The sequence below is a fragment of the Kiloniella litopenaei genome (assembly GCF_000982415.1).
Taxonomy (GTDB): domain Bacteria; phylum Pseudomonadota; class Alphaproteobacteria; order Kiloniellales; family Kiloniellaceae; genus Kiloniella; species Kiloniella litopenaei.
The window spans coordinates 144089-163077 of the sequence record NZ_LANI01000003.1 but is presented as its reverse complement, the minus strand read 5'-3'; the positions used below and the strand labels follow the sequence as shown (position 1 = coordinate 163077).

The following is an 18989-nucleotide window of genomic DNA, read 5'->3' as shown; positions in this document are numbered from 1 at the left end:
TCATATGTTCGATGTTAATGGCCGGATTTGATCAGGAGTAAATTTGTGACCGATACATCTATGGAAAATACAACAACAACGGATACGGCTTCTTTAAGCGGTGTTGCGCAGGTTGCTGACTTCTGGGCTTTGATGAAGCCAGGTGTCATGTACCTTGTTGTGTTCACCGGATTCTCCGGTTTGATGGTTGCTCCGGGCACTATTCATCCCTTCCTGGGGATTATTGCCCTGTTCTGTATTGCAATTGCATCCGGTGGCGCCGGGGCAATTAACATGTGGTATGACCGCGATATTGACGCGATTATGTCACGTACTAAAAAACGCCCGATCCCGGCTGGTCGTATGGCGCCGGACGTTGCCTTGAGCTTTGGGGTTATTTTAAGTCTGTTCTCTGTAATGATTATGGGCTTGGCAGTGAATTGGACCGCTGCGGTACTTCTGGCTTTGGCCAACGGTTTTTATGTTTTTGTGTACACCATGTTCCTAAAGCGTCGTACGCCACAAAACATTGTCATTGGGGGGGCTGCCGGTGCATTTCCTCCGATGATCGGGTGGGCGGCAGTAACCGGAACGGTGTCTATTGAATCTATTGTCCTGTTCCTTGTTATCTTTATGTGGACGCCGCCGCATTTTTGGGCTTTGGCACTTTATAAAGATGGCGATTATGCAGCCGCTAAAGTGCCGATGCTGCCAGTTGTTTCCGGGCGTAGAAACACAAAGTGGCAGATGCTGGTCTATACCATTGCCCTTTTCCCGGTTGTGTTGGCCCCTGTATATTTCAATGTTGCAGGCTTGGTGTATGGGGCTGTGGCGCTGATCGCGAGTTCATATTTTCTTTGGTTGAACATCAAGGTGCTACGTTCTGAAGAAGACCGTCATGCCCGCAAGATGTTCTTCTATTCAATTTTGTATCTCTTTGTTCTCTTTGCCGTTCTGATCATTGATCGGGCACCGGGTATTATGAGTTTGATTGGTGGTTGATATGTCCATAAATGAGTCAGAGAACAAAACGCCAAAATATCCTACTGTGGAAAACTCTGAAGAGATCCATAAACAAAGAAAGCGCCGTAACTGGGCTATTCTGGGTGTTTTGATCGGTTTTATCCTGTTGGTTTACACCATAACGATCGTGAAGATGGGATTGAAATAAGAATGTCTGTTACTGGTGGTAAAAATGCACGCGTTGCAATCATTCTGGGCGGTGTCGTCTGTGGAATGGTGGCGTTGGCTTTTGCGTCTGTACCGCTCTATCGTCTGTTCTGTCAGGTTACCGGTTATGGCGGTACAACACAGGTTTCCGAAGTTGGTGCGACGGATGATCTGGTTGTGACAGACCGCGATGTGACTATTCGGTTTGATTCCTCAGTAAACGGGGATCTGCCCTGGCACTTTAAGCCTGCGCAGCGCGCAGTTGATCTTAAGGTCGGGGAAGAAGGAATTGCGTTTTATCGCGCAAAAAATACGTCTGATGATAAGGTCAAGGGGGTTGCTACATTCAATGTAACGCCGCTAAAGGCCGGTCAGTATTTCGTAAAAGTAGAATGTTTCTGTTTTTCAGAACAGACTCTGTTACCGGGACAGGAAGTTGACATGCCAGTTACCTTCTATGTTGATCCGGAAATAGAGAATGATCCGAATCTCAGTGACGTAAAAACAATCACTCTGTCCTATACTTTCTTCCGGGATACAGAAGACGAGGATAGTATGGATGTAGGTGATTTGGGTAATGACACCGGAAATAAACCGGTTGTAGAGATCAATTAACAATACGCAACAGCGTCTGGTTAAGAGGGATATCATGAGTGCAGGGCACGACGAAGTAAAACATCCGTATCATTTGGTTGATCCAAGCCCTTGGCCTTTGCTGACAGCTTTTGCTGCCGGCTTGATGGCAACAGGTCTTGTCATGATGATGCATGACTATACAAACATGGTTCTCTATGCGGGTATCGCATCGGTTCTTATTTGTGCTTATGCCTGGTGGCGTGACGTGGTGAACGAAGCTTATGTTCGTCACCTGCATACCCCTGTGGTTCGTATTGGCTTGCGTTACGGCATGGTGCTGTTCATTGCGTCTGAAGTTATGTTCTTTGTGGCATTCTTCTGGGCCTATTTCACTGCAGCTTTCTACCCGAGTGAAGTTATCGGGGGTGTTTGGCCGCCTGCGGGTGTTGAAACATTTGATGCCTTTGATCTGCCGTTCCTGAACACGTTGATCCTGTTGCTATCCGGTTGTTCTGTAACATGGGCACACCATGCGATTTTGAACAGTGAACAAAAACAGGCTGTACACGCCTTGATGATTACTGTGGCTTTGGGTGTTATCTTTACGGCACTTCAGGCTTTCGAGTACAGCCATGCTGCATTCGGTTTCACAGATGACATCTATTCTTCTACCTTCTACATGGCGACTGGTTTCCACGGTTTTCACGTTATTGTTGGTACGATCTTCCTTTTTGTATGTTTGATCCGTACGAAAAAAGGTCACTTCACACCTGAAGCGCACGTTGGTTTCGAGGCTGCCGCCTGGTACTGGCACTTCGTGGACGTTGTTTGGTTGTTCCTATTTGCTGCTGTTTACTGGTGGGGTGGTTAACTCCAACCATTCAGGGGTAACCTGAAACAGTTTCAATTTAAAGATGGCCGTGTCTTAAATATGGGGGAGTTATGTCCCCCGGTTAAGACACGGCCATCTTTGCATTTTGCAGTAAATAAACCGTATTTTTCTTATTACAAAAGACTCAATCGCTTTGCTCTGTACCAACAAAGGCCTTATGGTTGCGCTCGACTATGATTAACAGCTAGCGACACAGGATTTGTCAATTATGACTAAAGGCAGTGCACGCCGTTTCCAGCCAACCTTTTGGCCTACTATTTTTACCATTCCTGTTGTTATCATTGCCATTGCCTTGGGCACTTGGCAGCTATCACGTATGGAGTGGAAAAAAGAACAAATTGCGTTACGCACAGATCGCGCGTCGGCTGCGGCGGTTTCTTTTACGGAAACATATCCGGGTGAAGTTGCTGACCCACAGGCGGATGAGTTTATCAACGTCTGGGTAGAGGGTGAGTTCCTGCACGATAAAGAGCTTATCATGGGCGCACGATCACTGGATCGACAGTTGGGTGTTCAAATCATTACCCCTTTTGCGATGACTGATGGGCGGCAAATTTTGATTAATCGCGGGTTTGTTCCTTCTGACTTAAAAGATCCTGCTGCGCGCCCGGAAGGTCAGATTGAGGGGACAGTCAAACTCGAAGGTCTTCTTCGCGTTGGTGGATGGAAAGGCTATGAGTTTGTTAGACCCGAGAATGATCCGGAAGATAATTTCTGGTTCTATACAGACATCAAAGAAATGAGCCAGAAAACAGGGCTGTCAAACCCGGTTATGAGCGTCTATCTGGATGCTGGACCTGCCGAAAATCCAGGAGGCTATCCCCTTGGTGGGCAGACCCGGATCGAGCTGGTTAATAACCATCTGGAATATGTCATAACCTGGTATGCCATGGCGTTGATTCTTGCCGTGATTTATTTCATCTATCATTATCGGCCTGTTGAGAAACGGGAAGACGACTAAATTATAATCATTCACCGTGTGGATGGTTTGTTGCCTGATTGGAATGTGAAATGTCAGCTTACTTAGCTCTTGAGAAAAAATTTCGTCGTATGAACGCCATCGGTGAAGCCAGTGGCGTTCTTGGCTGGGATATGTCCACAGTAATGCCAGCCGGAGGTGCTGAAGCCAGAATGGAGCAGCTTGCTGCTTTGAGTGGTGTTCAACATGAAATTTTGACCAGTAGTGAAGTTAAGGATCTGTTTGATCAAGCGTTGGAAGCTAAGGGAGATCTTGGTAGTTGGCAGTTAGCCAATCTGCGCGAGATGCAGCGCATTTGGCGGCATGCGACGGCACTTGACGGTGATTTTGTTGAGGCACAGACCAAGGCTGGTAAACGTTGTGAGATGATCTGGCGTGAAGCGCGTCCAAATAATGACTTTGCGTCGATCCTGCCAGCTATGAAAGAGGTTCTTAATCTGACGCAGCAAGAAGCCAAGATTAAAGCCGAGCTTTTTGAGTGCGATACCTATGATGCCTTGCTGGATCACTTTGAACCCGGTGGTAAGTCAATGCGCATTGATGCGATTTTTGATGACCTTGCGGCCTTTTTACCAGACTTCACACAGGCCGTGCTGGAAAAGCAGGCGTCAGAAACCGCAGCTGTGATGCCTGATGGCCCCTTTTCTTTGAAAGCGCAAGAGGAACTCGGTCGCGAAATGATCAAGGCTGTGGGCTTTGATTTTAACCATGGTCGTCTTGATGTCAGCTTGCACCCATTCTGTGGTGGTGTACCGGATGATATCCGGATAACTACGCGATATGACGAAACTGATTTTATGACGTCGTTGATGGGTGTTCTTCATGAAACCGGTCATGCGATGTATGAGCGGAACTTGCCAAAAGAATGGCGATTGCAGCCTGTTGGGGCTGCCCGTGGTATGACGATGCATGAAAGCCAGTCGCTTATTATTGAAATGCAAGCCAGCCGTAGCCAGGAATTTGTTTCGTTTGTGGCAGAAAAAGCAAAAAGTGCTTTCGCTGGACAGGGTGCTGCGTGGTCAGCGGATAACATGCAGCGCATCTATAACAAAGTTAAGCCTGATTTCATTCGGGTCGATGCGGATGAAGTCACTTATCCAGCCCATGTTATCCTGCGGTATCGTTTGGAAAAGGAATTGATCAAGGGATCTATGGGGCTTGAAGATCTGCCACAGGCGTGGAATGACGGTCTAGAGAAGTTGCTGGGTATTCGTCCTCCAAATGATACTCTTGGCTGCCTTCAGGACATTCATTGGTATGACGGGGCGTGGGGATATTTCCCAACCTATACCTTGGGCGCTATGGCTGCTGCACAGCTGTTCGCCGCTGCAAAAACGGCCGTGCCTGAAATTCCATCAGCATTAGCCCAAGGAAACTTTAAGCCACTTATGGGCTGGCTGAATGAAAATGTTCATGCGTGGGGTTCTTTCCTTTCAACGGATGAATTATTGACGAGAGTCACTGGCCATCCGCTGGATCCACAGGTATTCAAGGCACATTTGAAGTCTAGATATCTTGATGTTTAAATCTTGAAACTTGATCTTGTCAGAAGAAAACCATAGTAAAATTGATCTTACTTGCTGCCAGGATAAAGGCGCAGTAAGGTTTTTGGCTTTAGCCCTGTGGGCTTGTAACGTTGCAAAAGTAACGGTTTAGGAAATCATGAAATACATCAGCACGCGTGGGCAAGCAGAAGCCCTTAACTTTGACGACGTACTCCTTGCCGGACTGGCGCGGGATGGTGGTCTTTATCTTCCAGAAAGCTGGCCGCAGTTTTCTGCCGAAGAAATCCGCGATATGGCCGGGCAACCCTATACGGAAATTGTCTTTCGCGTTGTAAAGCCATTTGTTGCTGGTGTTATCCCTGATCAAGATCTGAAGGCCATTGTTGATGACAGCTATGCTGCCTTCAGGCATTCGGCTGTGGCACCGCTAAAGCAGATAGACGGGCGCATCTGGGTTATGGAGCTGTTCCACGGACCAACGCTTGCGTTTAAAGATTTTGCCTTGCAGATGCTCGGGCGTCTTTTTGACTATGTTCTTAAAAAACGGGGTGAGCGAATCACGATTGTTGGGGCGACATCTGGTGATACGGGGTCTGCGGCAATTGAAGCATGTAGAGATCGGGACCAGATTGATATTTACATTCTACATCCTCATGGCCGGGTTTCCGAAGTGCAGCGACGCCAGATGACGACAGTAACATCACACAATGTTATCAATGTTGCGCTTGAGGGGACGTTTGATGATTGCCAGGATCATGTGAAGGCAATGTTCAATGATCAGGATTTCCGTGATTCAGTTAATCTTTCGGCGGTAAACTCCATCAACTGGGCACGGATTATGTCCCAGATTGCTTATTATTTTGCCGCAGGTGTTGCTCTTGGCGCGCCAGATCGTCCAGTTGGCTTTTCTGTCCCGACGGGGAACTTTGGTAATGTTTTTGCGGCCTATGCAGCAGGTAGAATGGGACTTCCGGTTTCTCAGTTGATCGTCGGATCGAACCGCAACGATATTCTGACCCGTTTCTTTGAAACAGGTTCAATGACAATGAACCCGGTTGAACCCAGCTTGTCTCCGTCCATGGATATTCAGGTTTCAAGTAACTTTGAACGTCTGTTGTTTGATTTACTTGATCAGGATGGTCAAGCGGTTGAGGCCGCTTTGACATCGTTCCGCGAAAAGGGGAATTTTGATCTGGAGCCTGCGCGTCATCAACGTGCCCTTAGATTATTTGATGCCTATCGCCTGGATGATGATCAGACATTGGCAGAAATTAAAAAATACTACGGACAAACAGGTGAATTGTTTGACCCGCATTCTGTGATTGCAGTTGCTGCGGCTGTTGCCAAAGTACGAGACGATGTGCCCGCAATGGCCTGTATGGCGACGGCACATCCAGCCAAGTTCCCAGATGCCGTTCACAAAGCTTCCGGTGTTACGCCTGAACTCCCCGAACACATGGCGGATCTTTTTGATCGGGAAGAACAATACAAAGTTATGGAAAATGATTTGGGTAAACTAAAAGACATGGTGCTGTCCCGTCGGAGAAACAGTTAGAAATGACGATTGAAATTTCGACACTGTCTAATGGCTTACGGGTCGCGACTGATCGTCAGGACGCGGTAGAATCTGTTTCTTTAGGGGCATGGATTGGCGTTGGTGCCCGGCATGAAGGTGCAGATGTAAACGGTGTTGCCCATTTGCTAGAGCATATGGTGTTCAAAGGGACTGAAAAACGTAGCTCTTTTGATATTGCTGAAGAGATCGAAGCAGTTGGTGGGCAGCTGAATGCTTATACGTCGCGGGAAAATACGGCCTTTTATGCTAAGGTCCTGAAAGACGACGTACCTCTGGCATTGGATACAGTTGCAGATATTCTACAGAAGCCACTTTTTGACGAAGATGAGCTTAAAAAAGAACGTCATGTGGTCTTGCAGGAAATTGGTCAGGCAAATGATACGCCGGATGATATCGTCTTTGATCATTTTCAGGAGACCGCTTTTCGTTCTCAAGCTCTTGGGCGCCCAGTGCTTGGGCGTGGCGATATTGTTAGTCGGTTAAGCTCTGAAGATCTTCGCAGCTACTTATCTGGCAACTATGGTAGTGATACTATGGTGGTCTGCGCATCGGGTAATGTTGATCATCGTACCTTTGTAACGTTGGCCGAAGAACAATTTGGTAACCTTGGCAAAGTTAACCTTGGGCCTTTGCCTCAGTCTGAATACACTGGTGGAGAATTCCGGGAAAACAGAGACCTTGAACAGGTCCATCTATTGCTTGGTTTCAAAGGCGCCGAGTTTGCGGGTGATGATTATTACGCAGCCAATGTTCTCTCGACTTTGTTCGGCGGTGGAATGTCTTCGCGTCTGTTCCAGGAAATCCGTGAAAAGCGTGGCCTTGTCTATACCATCTATTCTTTTGTCTCGAGCTTTATGGATAATGGTCTGTTTGGTATTTATGCTGGTACAGGAGAGCAAGAGGTCAGTGAACTTGTTCCTGTTGTGTCCGATATGTTGATGGAACTTTCTTCTTCGGTCACCGAAGAAGAAATCGTCAGAGCGAGAACACAGTTAAAGGCATCTATCTTGATGGGACGAGAAAGCACGGGTGTTCGTTGTGAACAGCTTGCGCAGCAGCTTATGATTTTTGATCGTGCAATCCCGGTTGAGGAAACGGTTGCTAAAATTGATGCTGTTGATGTTGGCATGGTTCAGGATTTCGCTCAGCAGTTCTTAAAAAGTCCAATAACGCTAGCTGCAATGGGGCCTCTTGGTAATCTGGAAAACAGAGAACAGTTGCAAAAGAGGTTTGTTGCTTAATGTTTTTAAGTGGAATGAGCCATTGGGACATGCGGAAACTGCGCTTGATGAACGAGCGAGTTTACCTGCGTGCCCCCCAGTCTGGTGACTGGAAAGAGTGGTCCAATCTACGTCGGGCAAGCCGTGATTTTTTATCCCCATGGGAACCTACCTGGGGCAGTGATAATCTGACCAGATCATCCTTTCGGGACAAGCTTCGGGCATACAAGCATGATTGGCGGAATGACGCGGGCTATACTTTTTATGCCTTTTCCCGTGATGAACATACCATGCTTGGCGGTATTACCTTGGGTAATATACGTCGCGGTGCTGCCTATATGGGAACAATTGGGTATTGGATGGGCGAAGCACATGCAGGCAAGGGCTATATGACAGAAATCCTGTCAGTATTGATTGACTATGCCTTTGACGAATTAGGGCTTCACCGCTTGGAAGCGGCTTGTCTGGAACATAATGGCCCAAGTCAGTCGGTGCTTAAGAAAGTTGGCTTTCAGGAAGAAGGGAAAGCGCGGGGGTATTTAAAAATTAATGCAATGTGGCAAGACCACATAACCTTTGCGCTTCTACAAAATGATCCGCGCTTGTCGCGCCGTGGCTGGATAAATGTACCACCTGTGAAAGAGGTCAAGGCCTAGTGTGGTATTCAGCCCCCGAAAAAATGTGTTGTAAATATTAATTACTCATCAGGCGTGCCCGGCTTCCCCTGATAATAAAGCGGGATCGATGCCAATCTTGGACATAGCGAGGTTCCATTTGTCCATCAAGTTTGGCCCAAAGAGTATTTCATCATCCTGATCTGCGACCAGCCAGCCATTTTGGTGTAGTTCGTCATTAAGCTGTCCGGGGCCCCATCCCGCATATCCAAGAGCAAGCAGGCTCTTTTCCGGACCTTTGTTGTTCGCAAGATCGCTTAAAATATCAACAGTTGCGGTCATGGAGATTGTTTCGTCTACTGGCATGGTTCCATCTTGCTGGTAATCATTACTATGCAAAACAAAGCCACGACCTGATTCGACAGGACCACCAAAGTGAACCTTGATCTGGGATGATGCTTCTGTGGGGGGGATTTTTAGTTGCTCTAGAAGGTCGACAAAAGAAAAGCTTTCAATGAGTTGGTTAACAACAAGGCCCATGGCGCCATCTTCATTGTGGGCGCAGATGTATATGACTGATTTCACAAAGCGTGAATCTGTCATCTGTGGCATGGCTATCAGTAACTTACCGGTCAAATAACCGTTACTCTGAAAGCTTGTCATTGATATTTTGTTCCTCTTGTACAGATATTGAGGTGTTGATCGTTGCGTTTTCTCAAGGTCTTATGGTGATTACTAAGACCGAGGCATTCCGCCACATCGTCATATTTATTATATAGTATATAGATTTACATCTTAATATTTATAAAAGACAAAATTTAAAATAGAAAATACAGCATCAATTTTATGATGTTGATCCAAGCTGGAAGTTAAGAATACATGCGGTTTTTATGGGAAAAGACAAACAGCGATCTGTGCAGCTCTCTAGGCAGAATATTGCTTGTTTTCTTTATGCTTTTTTCTTCCTCTTATACCGCTCACGGTGCCTCTTCCCCTTGGTCAGAAGAAGAGTTTTCCCGTGTTCGTCTGGTAACAGGACAGGAAACACTCGGTGAAGCCGGAAAGGTAATGCTGGGGCTACAGTTTGAGTTGAAAGAAGGCTGGAAGACCTATTGGCGATCACCGGGGGATGCTGGCTTTCCCGTTTCTCTTGACCTGACCGGAAGTGATAATCTGGAATCTTGGCAGTTTTACTGGCCGGTTCCGCATCGCTTTACGCTTTTTGGTTTGCAGACGTTTGGTTATAGCAAAGAAGTTGTTTTCCCATTTGAGATACAGGCGAAAGACCCGCAAAAAGATGTTATCTTGCGGGGCACGGCCAGTTATTTACTTTGCAAAGAAATATGTATTCCCTTTGATGCTGAAGTGACGATACGTCTTCCGGCAGGGGAAGCATTTCCCTCATTAGAAGCGGGTCTTGTCGATACATATGTTCGCCAGGTCCCGGGGCTCGGTGCAGAAACTGAGTTAGATGTTACGGACAGTTTTCTCGAAGGCAGCGGAGAAGACATGGTTCTTAAGGTTTATGGATCTGCCATGGGGCATGGCTTTCAAAAACCTGATGTCATTGTCGAAGGCCCACCGGGTTTTTCATTTTCTGCACCTGAAGTTGTTCTGCTCGAGAATGGTTCCAAGGCTGAATTTACAATACCGGTTTCGACCCACAAGGAAACAAAGGGCGTTTTGGAAGGTAAGCAGATTACGCTATCTCTTGTTGATGGAACAAAGGGGGCAGAACTTAAAACTGTTTCCAGATACAAAGATACTTCCGGGGATAAAAGTTCTGGGCTTTTCGCATTTGTTCCAATCTTTGGATTGGCCCTTTTAGGCGGATTTATTCTGAATCTGATGCCTTGTGTTTTGCCTGTGTTGTCTTTGAAGCTGATGTCGGTGATCAAGCATGAACAAGGCAATCATCACGGTGTTCGTAAAAGCTTTCTCGCAACAAGTCTTGGTATTCTTACTTCATTTTGGATTTTGGCTGCTGCGGCCTCTTTATTGAAAGTCGCGGGTTTTTCTGTGGGGTGGGGTATACAGTTCCAGCAACCGCTGTTTCTTATCGCGATGAGCGGTATTGTATCATTGTTTGCGGCAAACCTGTTTGGATGGTTTGAGTTCCTGGCACCGGGTGGGGTTGTTAATCGTGCAGTGACTGCCAGTGAAAAACAGGGGATCAGCGGTGATTTTCTCAAGGGAATGTTTGCCACGCTTTTGGCGACACCCTGTTCGGCTCCGTTCCTTGGGACGGCTGTGGGGTTTGCTTTGTCGCGGGGAACTTGGGAGATTTTTGCAATTTTCACCTTCTTGGGTGTTGGTATGTCGCTGCCCTATCTGGTTGTTGCAGCCAAACCAAAGCTTGCAAGCTTCCTCCCCAAGCCAGGAACCTGGATGATCTGGCTGAAAAGTGTTCTTGGATTGCTTTTGCTGGGAACGGTTGTTTGGCTTTTGTCTGTACTCTTGGTTCAGATCGGTTGGTTGGCAACAGCTCTCGTTGCGGTTCTTTTAATCCTTGGAATGATTGCTTTGGCTGTTAAATCGCTTGCAATTGGAAAGCGGGCGATTGTTGTTTCTTTTCTGGCTATCCTCTCTTTGGCAGTTCCGTACAAGTTTTCAGCTTCTTCTGAAAAGGTACCTGCAGCGGATTACTGGACGCCGTTTGATCAGGCAGAAATCGTTGCTGAAGTGACCCAAGGCAACGTGGTTTTCGTAGATGTCACGGCTGACTGGTGTATTACCTGTCAGGTAAATAAGAAGCTTGTTCTGGAAAAGGATGAGGTCTTGGCATTGTTGCTAGATGACAATGTCGTGCCGATGCAGGCTGACTGGACCCTGCCAAGTGATACGATTACGGCTTATCTGGAAAGTTATAACCGTTATGGAATTCCTTTTAATATTATCTATGGTCCCGGCGCACCCGAAGGGATAGTGTTGTCAGAGCTTTTAACCATTGATGAAGTGTTAAGTGCTTTTGGACAAGCATCGAAACAATAAATTTAACCTATTGATTGGAAATAACATGACGATTTCAGTTGGAGATAAAGTTCCATCAGCTTCCGTATGGAACAAGAATGCTGATGGTATCGACAAAATTGATTTTGCTGAATTCTGCGCGGGTAAAACAGTTGCTTTTTTCGCTGTTCCCGGTGCTTTTACACCAACCTGTCAGGAACAGCATTTTCCAAGTTATAAGGATAATGCCCAGAAGTTAAAGGATAAGGGCGTTGATATTATTGCCTGCATGTCCGTCAACGACCCATTTGTCATGAAAGCATGGGGCGATTTACTTGATCCAGAAGGTGATATCATGATGCTGGCGGACGGATTGGGTGAACTTGCCAATGGTGTCGGGCTAACGATTGACGCTTCGGGTGTTGGTCTTGGGCAGCGTTCTGCCAGATTTTCTATGCTGATCAAGGATGGCGTTGTTGCATCCCTTCATGTTGAGGAAGCTGGTGCGTATGAAGCATCTGCAGCAGAGGTTCTGTTAAAGGACCTCTAGAAGGTGTTTTGTACAATGGGTAGGGGAGCGATTTCCCGTACGAGTTTTTTCTGAATAGCATATTCATAAGCTTCATAGGAATTTGCTTTTATAACAAAGCTTCCCTGCCCACCGATTACCGCATTTCGAAAATAATGATGTAAAGTTGGTGTTTCGTTTATAATTGCGAGACCATTAACCGTTATGCCTTTTTTTATGGCAACATCTCGTAAGAAGTGGGCGGGAACGCCATCGTTGTTTCGCCCATCGCCGGAAATGTCTAACACTTTTCTGTACGAGCGATAGGGCGAGTTGTTGAACATATGAAGTGATTTGGCAATAACGGCAGAGATCGACGTTGGCCCAATAGCAACATGCCTGGGTAATTTACCTATTCTTTCTGAAAGTGCTGCAACCGAGTTCGGGGAACCTATGACAGTCCAGGGAATAGAGACAACCTGATTATTTGACCCTGACCATTGAATCAATGCAATGGATATTCTTTTGTAATGTCCGGCGTGAATTGCCCTGTTCACGGCTGGTGAACGAAGGGCACGAGCCAAGCCGTTCATCTGTAATTGGTACTCGGCTTGACTGACACTGTATGAACAGTCCACAGCTAGTATCAACTCCATATCTACAGCCAGTCTTTGTGCCTGGCTGCGGCTTGTCGTGACTGTTATCGTTGCGACAAGCGTTACAAGGATTGATATTCGCGTTAGGAACTTTTTCAGAGTTGTGTTCACGTGTATGTCGAGCTTTATGAAAGAGTTTTATATCTTACCTCATAATAAAATTTGATGTGTTCTTTTGTTATTTTTGCAAGTTTATATCAATAAATCACAAAATTGCGACTCTGTTGAAATCCGGGCTGCATTGTAAATGTATGAGGAAAAAACGATGGAATTAACCAAGCAAATAATTGAAAAAATAGCTTTTTTGTTAGTCATATAGAAATTAGCTAAAATTTTATTAAAATATAATGTGCTTTGAATATGTAAAATATTGATTTTTTTGACCAATGGGCTCAAAATAACAGGAATAGTATTGGTGCACTGCGCAGGTATGCGCGTAACATTCTCTAAGTATTGGAGACGGTCAAATGCCTACCGTTAATGGCGCGTCGATTAATGCGGCGTCACTGCAAAATTCACGTTTGCAGCAAAATAGTCTTAATAAACTCGCAAGTGGTTCTAATATTCCAAGGGCTTCCGATGCGGCGGCTTCATTGGCTATTTCAACTGTTTTGCAATCAGATACTGTTGTTCTTAATCAAAATGCTGCCACCGCTGCGCAAGGCGCCAGTATAGGGCAAATTGCAGATGGTGGACTTGCCAGAATATCCGATGGTTTAATGCGTATGAAGGAGCTTGCAGCGCAAGCTTTGGGGGGAACACAAGATCCTGCCAGTCTTCAGGCAATTAATGCTGAGTTCGTTCAAATCAGAGATGAAGTTTCTGAAATTGCGAATCAGACCACGTTCAATGGTCGTGGACTTCTGGATAATACCGACAGCTCTGATTTCCTTGTAGGGACAGATGTCGGGGATACAATTTCTCTTGATGGCGTTGATGTCACGGGAACGGCCCTGGGAATATCGGGTTTAACTGTAGATACCGCTGCTAATGCAACAACAGCCATTGGTGCGATTGATAACGCGATCAATCAAGTCAGCAACGCCAGAGCAGAAATTGGCGCAACTGTTTCCCGCTTTGAAGTTGCGGGTGAAAACATTGCCAGCCAGATCGAAAATGTATCTGCGGCGAATTCAGCCATTGCTGATGCAGACATTGCTGCACAGGTAACCAGCTTGGTTACCTCCAAAGTTCTGAATGAAGCAGAGCTTGCTGTGCAGGCTCAGGCGAATAAGAATCCGCAAGCACTACTTAAAATTCTAGAAGGCTAGAATCTCGCTTGTTACACGATTTAAGGCATGGCCCTATTTAAATTCGGCCATGCCTTTGCGTGCGAGTTCGTCTGCACGCTCGTTTTCAGGATGCCCTGCGTGGCCCTTCACCCATCGCCATTCTACGTCGTGGGGTTTGAGGGCTTGAATCAAATCTTGCCACAGTTCAGCGTTTTTAACCGGTTTCTTGTTAGCGGTTTTCCATCCGTTTTTTTGCCAGTTAAAAATCCATTTTGTAATGCCGTCTTTTACATACACGCTATCGGTTGTGAGAATGATATAGGATGGCTTTTTAAGGGCATTCAACGCTGATATTGCTCCTTGAAGCTCCATGCGATTGTTGGTCGTCTCTGCGTCACCACCACACAGCTCTTTTTCTGTGTCTTTATATCTCAGTAAAGCACCCCAACCGCCTGGCCCAGGATTACCAGAACAAGCCCCGTCAGTGAAGATTTCTACAGGTGTTCTTTGGTTCATAGGGTTATTCCATAATCAGAAATGCTTTTGACGGACTGGTGAAATTTCAGCTTGTTCAAATACTCAATAGGGTCTTTGGGTTTCACAAAAGCACCTTCTGGATGATTTACCCAGTCATAGAGCCTTGTCAGTAAAAATCGAAGAGATGCTCCACGGGCCAGTATGGGGAGAGCATTAATTTCATCCTCTTCTAGCGGGCGAACCTCTTGATAAGCCCTAAGCATAAGTTGAGCTTTTGTGATGTTAAAGGAATTATCCTGTTCAAAACACCAAGCATTCAGACAGATCGCCAGTTCGTAGGCCAAGATATCATTACAGGCGAAATAAAAGTCAATTATTCCCGATAGCTTTTCGTGAATAAAGAAAACATTATCCTGGAACATATCGGCATGAATAACCCCTTGTGGAAGGCTCGTCGGCCATTCCGTTTCAAGGAACTCGTACTCTTTGTTGAGGATATCTGTCAGACCTGTTTTAACCTGTTCACCTTTTCCCTCACAGGCATCTAAAACTTCCTTCCAGCCTTTTACAGACAGGGCGTTGGGCCTTTGTAATGAAAAATCCTGTCCAGCTAGGTGCATCTCGGCCATTGTTTTTCCAAGCGCACGGCAATGAAAGGGCTGGATGCGTCTTGGCCACATACCATCAAGAAATGTCGTAATGGCAGCGGGCCGCCCACAGAGTTCTTTTAAACTTTGGCCATCTTTACCAGCTACCGGAACAGGGCAAGAGATCCCGTTGTTAGCCAAGTGTTGCATGTAACCCAAAAAGAAGGGGAGATCTGCTTTCTCAACACGTTTTTCATAGAGCGTGAGAATATAATGCCCCATAGTGGTATGAAGGATGTAGTTTGAGTTTTCTACCCCTTCGGCAATACCTTTGAGAGAGAGGACATCACCGATGTCATATTCGGTGAGGAAGTTTTCAACTTCATCATCTGGAACTTCTGTATAAACGGCCATTCTGGTCTCAATGAAAATAGATGTCTTGATGAATTCGTGTCTTGGTTTGACCTGATTTTCAGGTGCTTAGCGAATATCTTTTGTTGCAGGTGTATCAAGCAACGTTTTAGGGACTTTAAAAATAACGTTTTCATCCCTGATATTTATTTCTTCAATTGATACATTGTAGTGATCTTTAAATGCATCAATTACTTCTTCAACCAAGATTTCAGGTGCAGACGCCCCAGCTGTTATACCCAGTGTTTTTACGCCATCAAGGGCATCCCATTTGATATCTGTGGCACGCTGTACCAAGGCTGCTTTTTCACAGCCTTGTTTGTAAGCCACTTCCACGAGACGCTTTGAATTTGAGGAATTGGGGGCGCCGATTACCAGCAACGCGTCGCACCTTGTTGCGATTGCCTTTACAGCTTCCTGTCTATTGGTAGTGGCATAACAAATATCTTCTTTTTTCGGTTCTAACATGTTTGGGAACCGTCGCATCAGGATCTTGACGATGGAAGCAGTGTCATCAACTGACAAGGTTGTCTGGGTGACAAATGCAAGATTATTTGGATCTTCTACTGACAGGTTTTCAGCATCTTCTTCGGTTTCGACAAGCACAATGGAGCCTTTGTCTAGCTGTCCCATTGTCCCGATAACTTCCGGGTGCCCGGCGTGGCCAATAAGAATGACCATGCGTCCGTCTTTTTCATGGCGCTCTGCTTCTCTGTGAACTTTACTTACCAGAGGGCACGTGGCGTCAAAGTATAAAAGCTCACGGGCCTGTGCTGCGGCAGGTACGGATTTGGGAACACCATGGGCCGAGAAAATAACAGGAAGACCTTCGGGAACCTGATCAAGTTCTTTGACAAAAACAGCACCCTTTTGTTCCAGGGATTCTACAACATACCTGTTGTGAACAATTTCATGGCGAACATAAACGGGCGCCCCGTGTTTGACGAGGGCACGTTCTACAATCTCAATGGCACGATCGACACCGGCGCAAAAACCTCGTGGGCTGGCGAGAAGTATCGTGAGATCGTTTTTGTTCATATTATCCGTCCGTACAGCTGTTGATGAGAATAGCCCATCTGTAATAACCGCGAAACTAATACAGTGCTGATGCCGAGAAAAGAGCTAATCAGCGTTATCTTAAACATCGGATGCTTGCTTCTGTCTTGGTATCTTTGTATTTAGGAGTAATCGTACGAAAGATATTCATCTATAGCTGAGCTATGAACACGTGGATTGGCTCGCTTAAGTCATTTTAATCCTTGTCAGATTAAGGGATAGAACATTTATGGGTCGCCTGTTCTCCAACGTCGTGTCGCGCATTCCTTTTCCATCGGGCGCATATTCCATAGTATCCTTGGTTTTTTCTGGTCTTGTTCTTTCCGGTTGTGGTTTGATCGAGCCTGAAAAAGCACCCCCTGCATGTCCAGAGATTATTGTGCTTAAGGAAGCAGAAGAAATGACCCGTTTTCAAGGGCAGGGGCGTGATTTAACCGATGTTGCGTTTGAAGCGTCGATCAATAACTTCGCCAATGTCTGCGTTCTGGATGAAGAAACAAATAATCTGAATAATCAGGTTGTCGTGCGTTTTGAGTTGACACAAGGCCCCGCCAGCGATGGTGCCGCAAGGTTTAACTATTTTGTTGCGGTTGCCACACATGACCGTAAAATTCTAAGCCGTGAATCCTTTGATCTTGTTGCTCCTTTCGAGGGAAATAGAACGTCTGTTGCCCTGGTGGACAATATTTTCCCGACGATACCTTTGCGTAATGGTAAAACAGGTGATGATTATATCATCTTCATCGGTTTTGAGCTGACGCGAAGCGAGCTTTATTATAACCGAACTAAAATATAAGCGATTTCAGATCAAAAGGCTTTCAGCTTTATTCGATTCCAAAGTCCATCAAATCCTTATGCGTAAAGTCATGCGATAAAAACAGATGCGGCTAATGTCGTGGGGGACTATTGGGGTCGTTATCGTTAAATCGGTTGCGTTTCTGATAGTGTCCTCTTGTGAATCTGAGGGTTAAAAATTTCCTTTAGGAAATAACTATTTGTTATTGCTGGTTATTTGTCGTGTTCGCTGGAATTTGTGTCGTCTGTGGTTGACTTTTTTTCAGAAGAGGGTAAATCTCTAGCTAAGTTAGGTTGTTGCAAGACAATTTGACTATTGCTGGAATACCTCTCGCGGGAGAGATTGCCGTAAAGTTTCTTAAGCGAAACAATACGGGCAGCGCCGAAGGAGCAACCGCCCCGGAAACTCTCAGGCACATGGACCGCAAGAGGCAGGCAACTCTGGAAAGTTTTGCGTACTGCGAGACACCGACGGAGTAAGCAAAAGGTGATAAACATCTTTTGTGAATCTCTCAGGTTCGAAGACAGAGGGGGATGCAATGGCTCGTTGCCGTTGTGTTTTACCTTATGTGTTCTGGAGCTTGGTTATGTCGGAAGACCTTAAAAAAACACCTCTTTATGATCTGCACGTGGAACTTGGTGCCAAAATGGTTCCTTTCGCAGGTTATTCTATGCCTGTTCAGTATCCTGCTGGCATCATGACAGAACACAAGCATACACGTGCTTCTGCGGCGATTTTTGATGTGTCTCACATGGGCATCGTACGCCTGATGGGTGATAATGCGATCCCTGCACTGGAAAGTCTTCTTCCAGCTGATTTAGAAAATCTTGCCGAAAACTCAATCCGTTACAGCTTTTTCACGAATGACGAAGGTGGTATCCTTGATGATTTGATGATCACCAAAGTACCGGGTGGATTAAGTTTGGTGATCAACGCAGCGTGTAAAGATGCTGATATTGCACACATCAAATCGAAAATCGGTGATCAAGTTGACGTAGAAGTCGAATATGACAATGCTTTGATCGCGCTACAGGGGCCAAAATCTGTTGATGTATTGGCCCGTTTTGATGCCCGCTGTGCCGATATGAAATTCATGACTTTCATGACACTGGAAATTGACGGGGTGAGCTGTCAGGTTAGTCGTTCCGGCTATACTGGCGAAGATGGTTATGAAATTGCAATCCCGGCGGAAAAGGCCGTTGCTATTGTTCGCCGTTTGCTGGACGAGCCTGAAGTTGAAGTCGCAGGCCTTGGTGCGCGTGATTCGCTACGTATGGAGGCAGGTCTTTGTCTCTATGGAAACGATATTGATACGACAACAACGCCTATCGAAGCTGGCTTGTTGTGGGCTATTCAAAAACGCCGCAGAGCTGACGGTGGTTTCCCGGGTGATGATATCATCCTAAAACAAATTGCTGACGGTGCCCCAAGACGTTTGGTTGGTATTTTGCCAGAAGGACGCGCCCCATTGCGTCCAGGTGTTGAAATTGCAAACGCCGATGGTGAGGTTGTTGGTAAAGTAACCAGCGGCGGCTTTGGGCCTTCTGTTGGCGGTCCAATTGCCATTGCTTACGTGGCATCCGATTACAAGGCACCGGATACAGCTTTGAATGCTCTGGTCCGCGGCAAGGAAATGCCGTGTAAAGTGGTCAAAATGCCATTTGAACAGAAGAGTTATTTCCGAGGATAGTTCTGGGAAACAGAGCGCTTGGGAAATATTTATAGTGAGAAAACTCACGATAACGCAGAGCAACGTCCCAATTACGAAGCTCTGAAATAAAAACAATTTATTAGAGGATCAGGATT

General features: G+C 46.0%; 19 protein-coding genes and 2 riboswitches. Of the genes, 14 read left to right on the top strand and 5 right to left on the bottom strand.

Features of this window, described 5'->3' with window-relative positions; all coding sequences use genetic code 11:
* Positions 1–60: 60 nt before the first annotated feature.
* The 9 genes from cyoE (at position 61) to WH95_RS04835 (ending at position 8553) form a co-directional block, all read left to right on the top strand.
* Positions 61–981 carry a heme o synthase gene (gene cyoE / locus WH95_RS04870; protein WP_046504554.1) on the top strand — a complete coding sequence of 307 codons (921 nt, stop codon included), beginning with the start codon at positions 61–63 and terminating at the stop codon, positions 979–981.
* Between the two features lies 1 nt (position 982).
* Complete coding sequence (locus tag WH95_RS21460) at positions 983–1150, top strand: hypothetical protein (RefSeq protein ID WP_204247717.1); 168 nt, start codon at positions 983–985, stop codon at positions 1148–1150.
* A 2-nt stretch (positions 1151–1152) separates the two neighbouring features.
* A complete protein-coding gene (locus WH95_RS04865) occupies positions 1153–1764 on the top strand; it encodes a cytochrome c oxidase assembly protein (protein ID WP_046503764.1) in 612 nt (203 codons plus the stop codon).
* A gap of 34 nt (positions 1765–1798) precedes the next feature.
* Positions 1799–2596: a cytochrome c oxidase subunit 3 gene (locus WH95_RS04860; protein ID WP_046503761.1), complete on the top strand. Its 798-nt coding sequence runs from the start codon at positions 1799–1801 to the stop codon at positions 2594–2596.
* A gap of 229 nt (positions 2597–2825) precedes the next feature.
* The gene (locus tag WH95_RS04855; RefSeq protein WP_052741812.1) at positions 2826–3578 is read left to right on the top strand and encodes an SURF1 family protein; all 753 of its coding nucleotides are present in this window, start codon (positions 2826–2828) and stop codon (positions 3576–3578) included.
* Positions 3579–3628: 50 nt separating this feature from the next.
* Positions 3629–5122, top strand: a complete 1494-nt coding sequence (locus WH95_RS04850) for a carboxypeptidase M32 (RefSeq protein WP_046503758.1) — start codon at positions 3629–3631, stop codon at positions 5120–5122.
* Positions 5123–5258: 136 nt separating this feature from the next.
* Positions 5259–6656 (top strand): threonine synthase, encoded by a 1398-nt coding sequence (thrC, locus tag WH95_RS04845; protein ID WP_046503756.1) that lies wholly within the window; start codon positions 5259–5261, stop codon positions 6654–6656.
* Between the two features lie 2 nt (positions 6657–6658).
* Positions 6659–7918: a M16 family metallopeptidase gene (locus WH95_RS04840; protein WP_046503753.1), complete on the top strand. Its 1260-nt coding sequence runs from the start codon at positions 6659–6661 to the stop codon at positions 7916–7918.
* Positions 7918–8553 carry a GNAT family N-acetyltransferase gene (locus WH95_RS04835; RefSeq protein ID WP_082113986.1) on the top strand — a complete coding sequence of 212 codons (636 nt, stop codon included), beginning with the start codon at positions 7918–7920 and terminating at the stop codon, positions 8551–8553. Before WH95_RS04840 ends, WH95_RS04835 begins: the two co-directional genes overlap by 1 nt.
* A 48-nt stretch (positions 8554–8601) precedes the next feature.
* Here WH95_RS04835 and WH95_RS04830 read toward each other — a convergent pair whose 3' ends face one another.
* Positions 8602–9174: a YqgE/AlgH family protein gene (locus WH95_RS04830; RefSeq protein WP_046503750.1), complete on the bottom strand. Its 573-nt coding sequence runs from the start codon at positions 9172–9174 to the stop codon at positions 8602–8604.
* Between the two features lie 288 nt (positions 9175–9462).
* Here WH95_RS04830 and WH95_RS04825 point away from each other — a divergent pair, with 288 nt between their 5' ends.
* The gene (locus tag WH95_RS04825; protein ID WP_046504547.1) at positions 9463–11502 is read left to right on the top strand and encodes a protein-disulfide reductase DsbD family protein; all 2040 of its coding nucleotides are present in this window, start codon (positions 9463–9465) and stop codon (positions 11500–11502) included.
* Between the two features lie 25 nt (positions 11503–11527).
* Positions 11528–12010 (top strand): peroxiredoxin, encoded by a 483-nt coding sequence (locus WH95_RS04820; protein WP_046503748.1) that lies wholly within the window; start codon positions 11528–11530, stop codon positions 12008–12010.
* Here the strand turns inward: WH95_RS04820 and WH95_RS04815 are convergent.
* Positions 12007–12735: a DUF1194 domain-containing protein gene (locus WH95_RS04815; protein ID WP_157845895.1), complete on the bottom strand. Its 729-nt coding sequence runs from the start codon at positions 12733–12735 to the stop codon at positions 12007–12009. The genes WH95_RS04820 and WH95_RS04815 overlap by 4 nt on opposite strands.
* Positions 12736–13091: 356 nt before the next feature.
* Here WH95_RS04815 and WH95_RS04810 point away from each other — a divergent pair, with 356 nt between their 5' ends.
* The gene (locus WH95_RS04810) at positions 13092–13895 is read left to right on the top strand and encodes a flagellin N-terminal helical domain-containing protein (protein ID WP_046503745.1); all 804 of its coding nucleotides are present in this window, start codon (positions 13092–13094) and stop codon (positions 13893–13895) included.
* Positions 13896–13928: 33 nt separating this feature from the next.
* On the opposite strand, the gene rnhA is transcribed toward WH95_RS04810, so the two are convergent.
* From rnhA to ispH, 3 genes are all read right to left on the bottom strand, one after another.
* Complete coding sequence (gene rnhA / locus WH95_RS04805) at positions 13929–14372, bottom strand: ribonuclease HI (RefSeq protein ID WP_046503742.1); 444 nt, start codon at positions 14370–14372, stop codon at positions 13929–13931.
* Positions 14369–15334, bottom strand: a complete 966-nt coding sequence (locus tag WH95_RS04800; RefSeq protein ID WP_046503739.1) for a homoserine kinase — start codon at positions 15332–15334, stop codon at positions 14369–14371. The genes rnhA and WH95_RS04800 overlap by 4 nt, the downstream gene beginning before the upstream one ends.
* Positions 15335–15400: 66 nt before the next feature.
* Positions 15401–16369 (bottom strand): 4-hydroxy-3-methylbut-2-enyl diphosphate reductase, encoded by a 969-nt coding sequence (gene ispH / locus WH95_RS04795; protein ID WP_046503736.1) that lies wholly within the window; start codon positions 16367–16369, stop codon positions 15401–15403.
* Between the two features lie 247 nt (positions 16370–16616).
* Here ispH and WH95_RS04790 point away from each other — a divergent pair, with 247 nt between their 5' ends.
* Together WH95_RS04790 and gcvT are read left to right on the top strand one after the other, a co-directional pair.
* Positions 16617–17183 (top strand): hypothetical protein, encoded by a 567-nt coding sequence (locus tag WH95_RS04790; protein WP_046503734.1) that lies wholly within the window; start codon positions 16617–16619, stop codon positions 17181–17183.
* Between the two features lie 323 nt (positions 17184–17506).
* Positions 17507–17617: riboswitch (glycine riboswitch) on the top strand.
* Position 17618: 1 nt separating this feature from the next.
* Positions 17619–17719, top strand: a riboswitch (glycine riboswitch).
* A 2-nt stretch (positions 17720–17721) separates the two neighbouring features.
* The gene (gcvT, locus tag WH95_RS04780; protein WP_046503728.1) at positions 17722–18873 is read left to right on the top strand and encodes a glycine cleavage system aminomethyltransferase GcvT; all 1152 of its coding nucleotides are present in this window, start codon (positions 17722–17724) and stop codon (positions 18871–18873) included.
* Positions 18874–18989 lie beyond the last annotated feature (116 nt).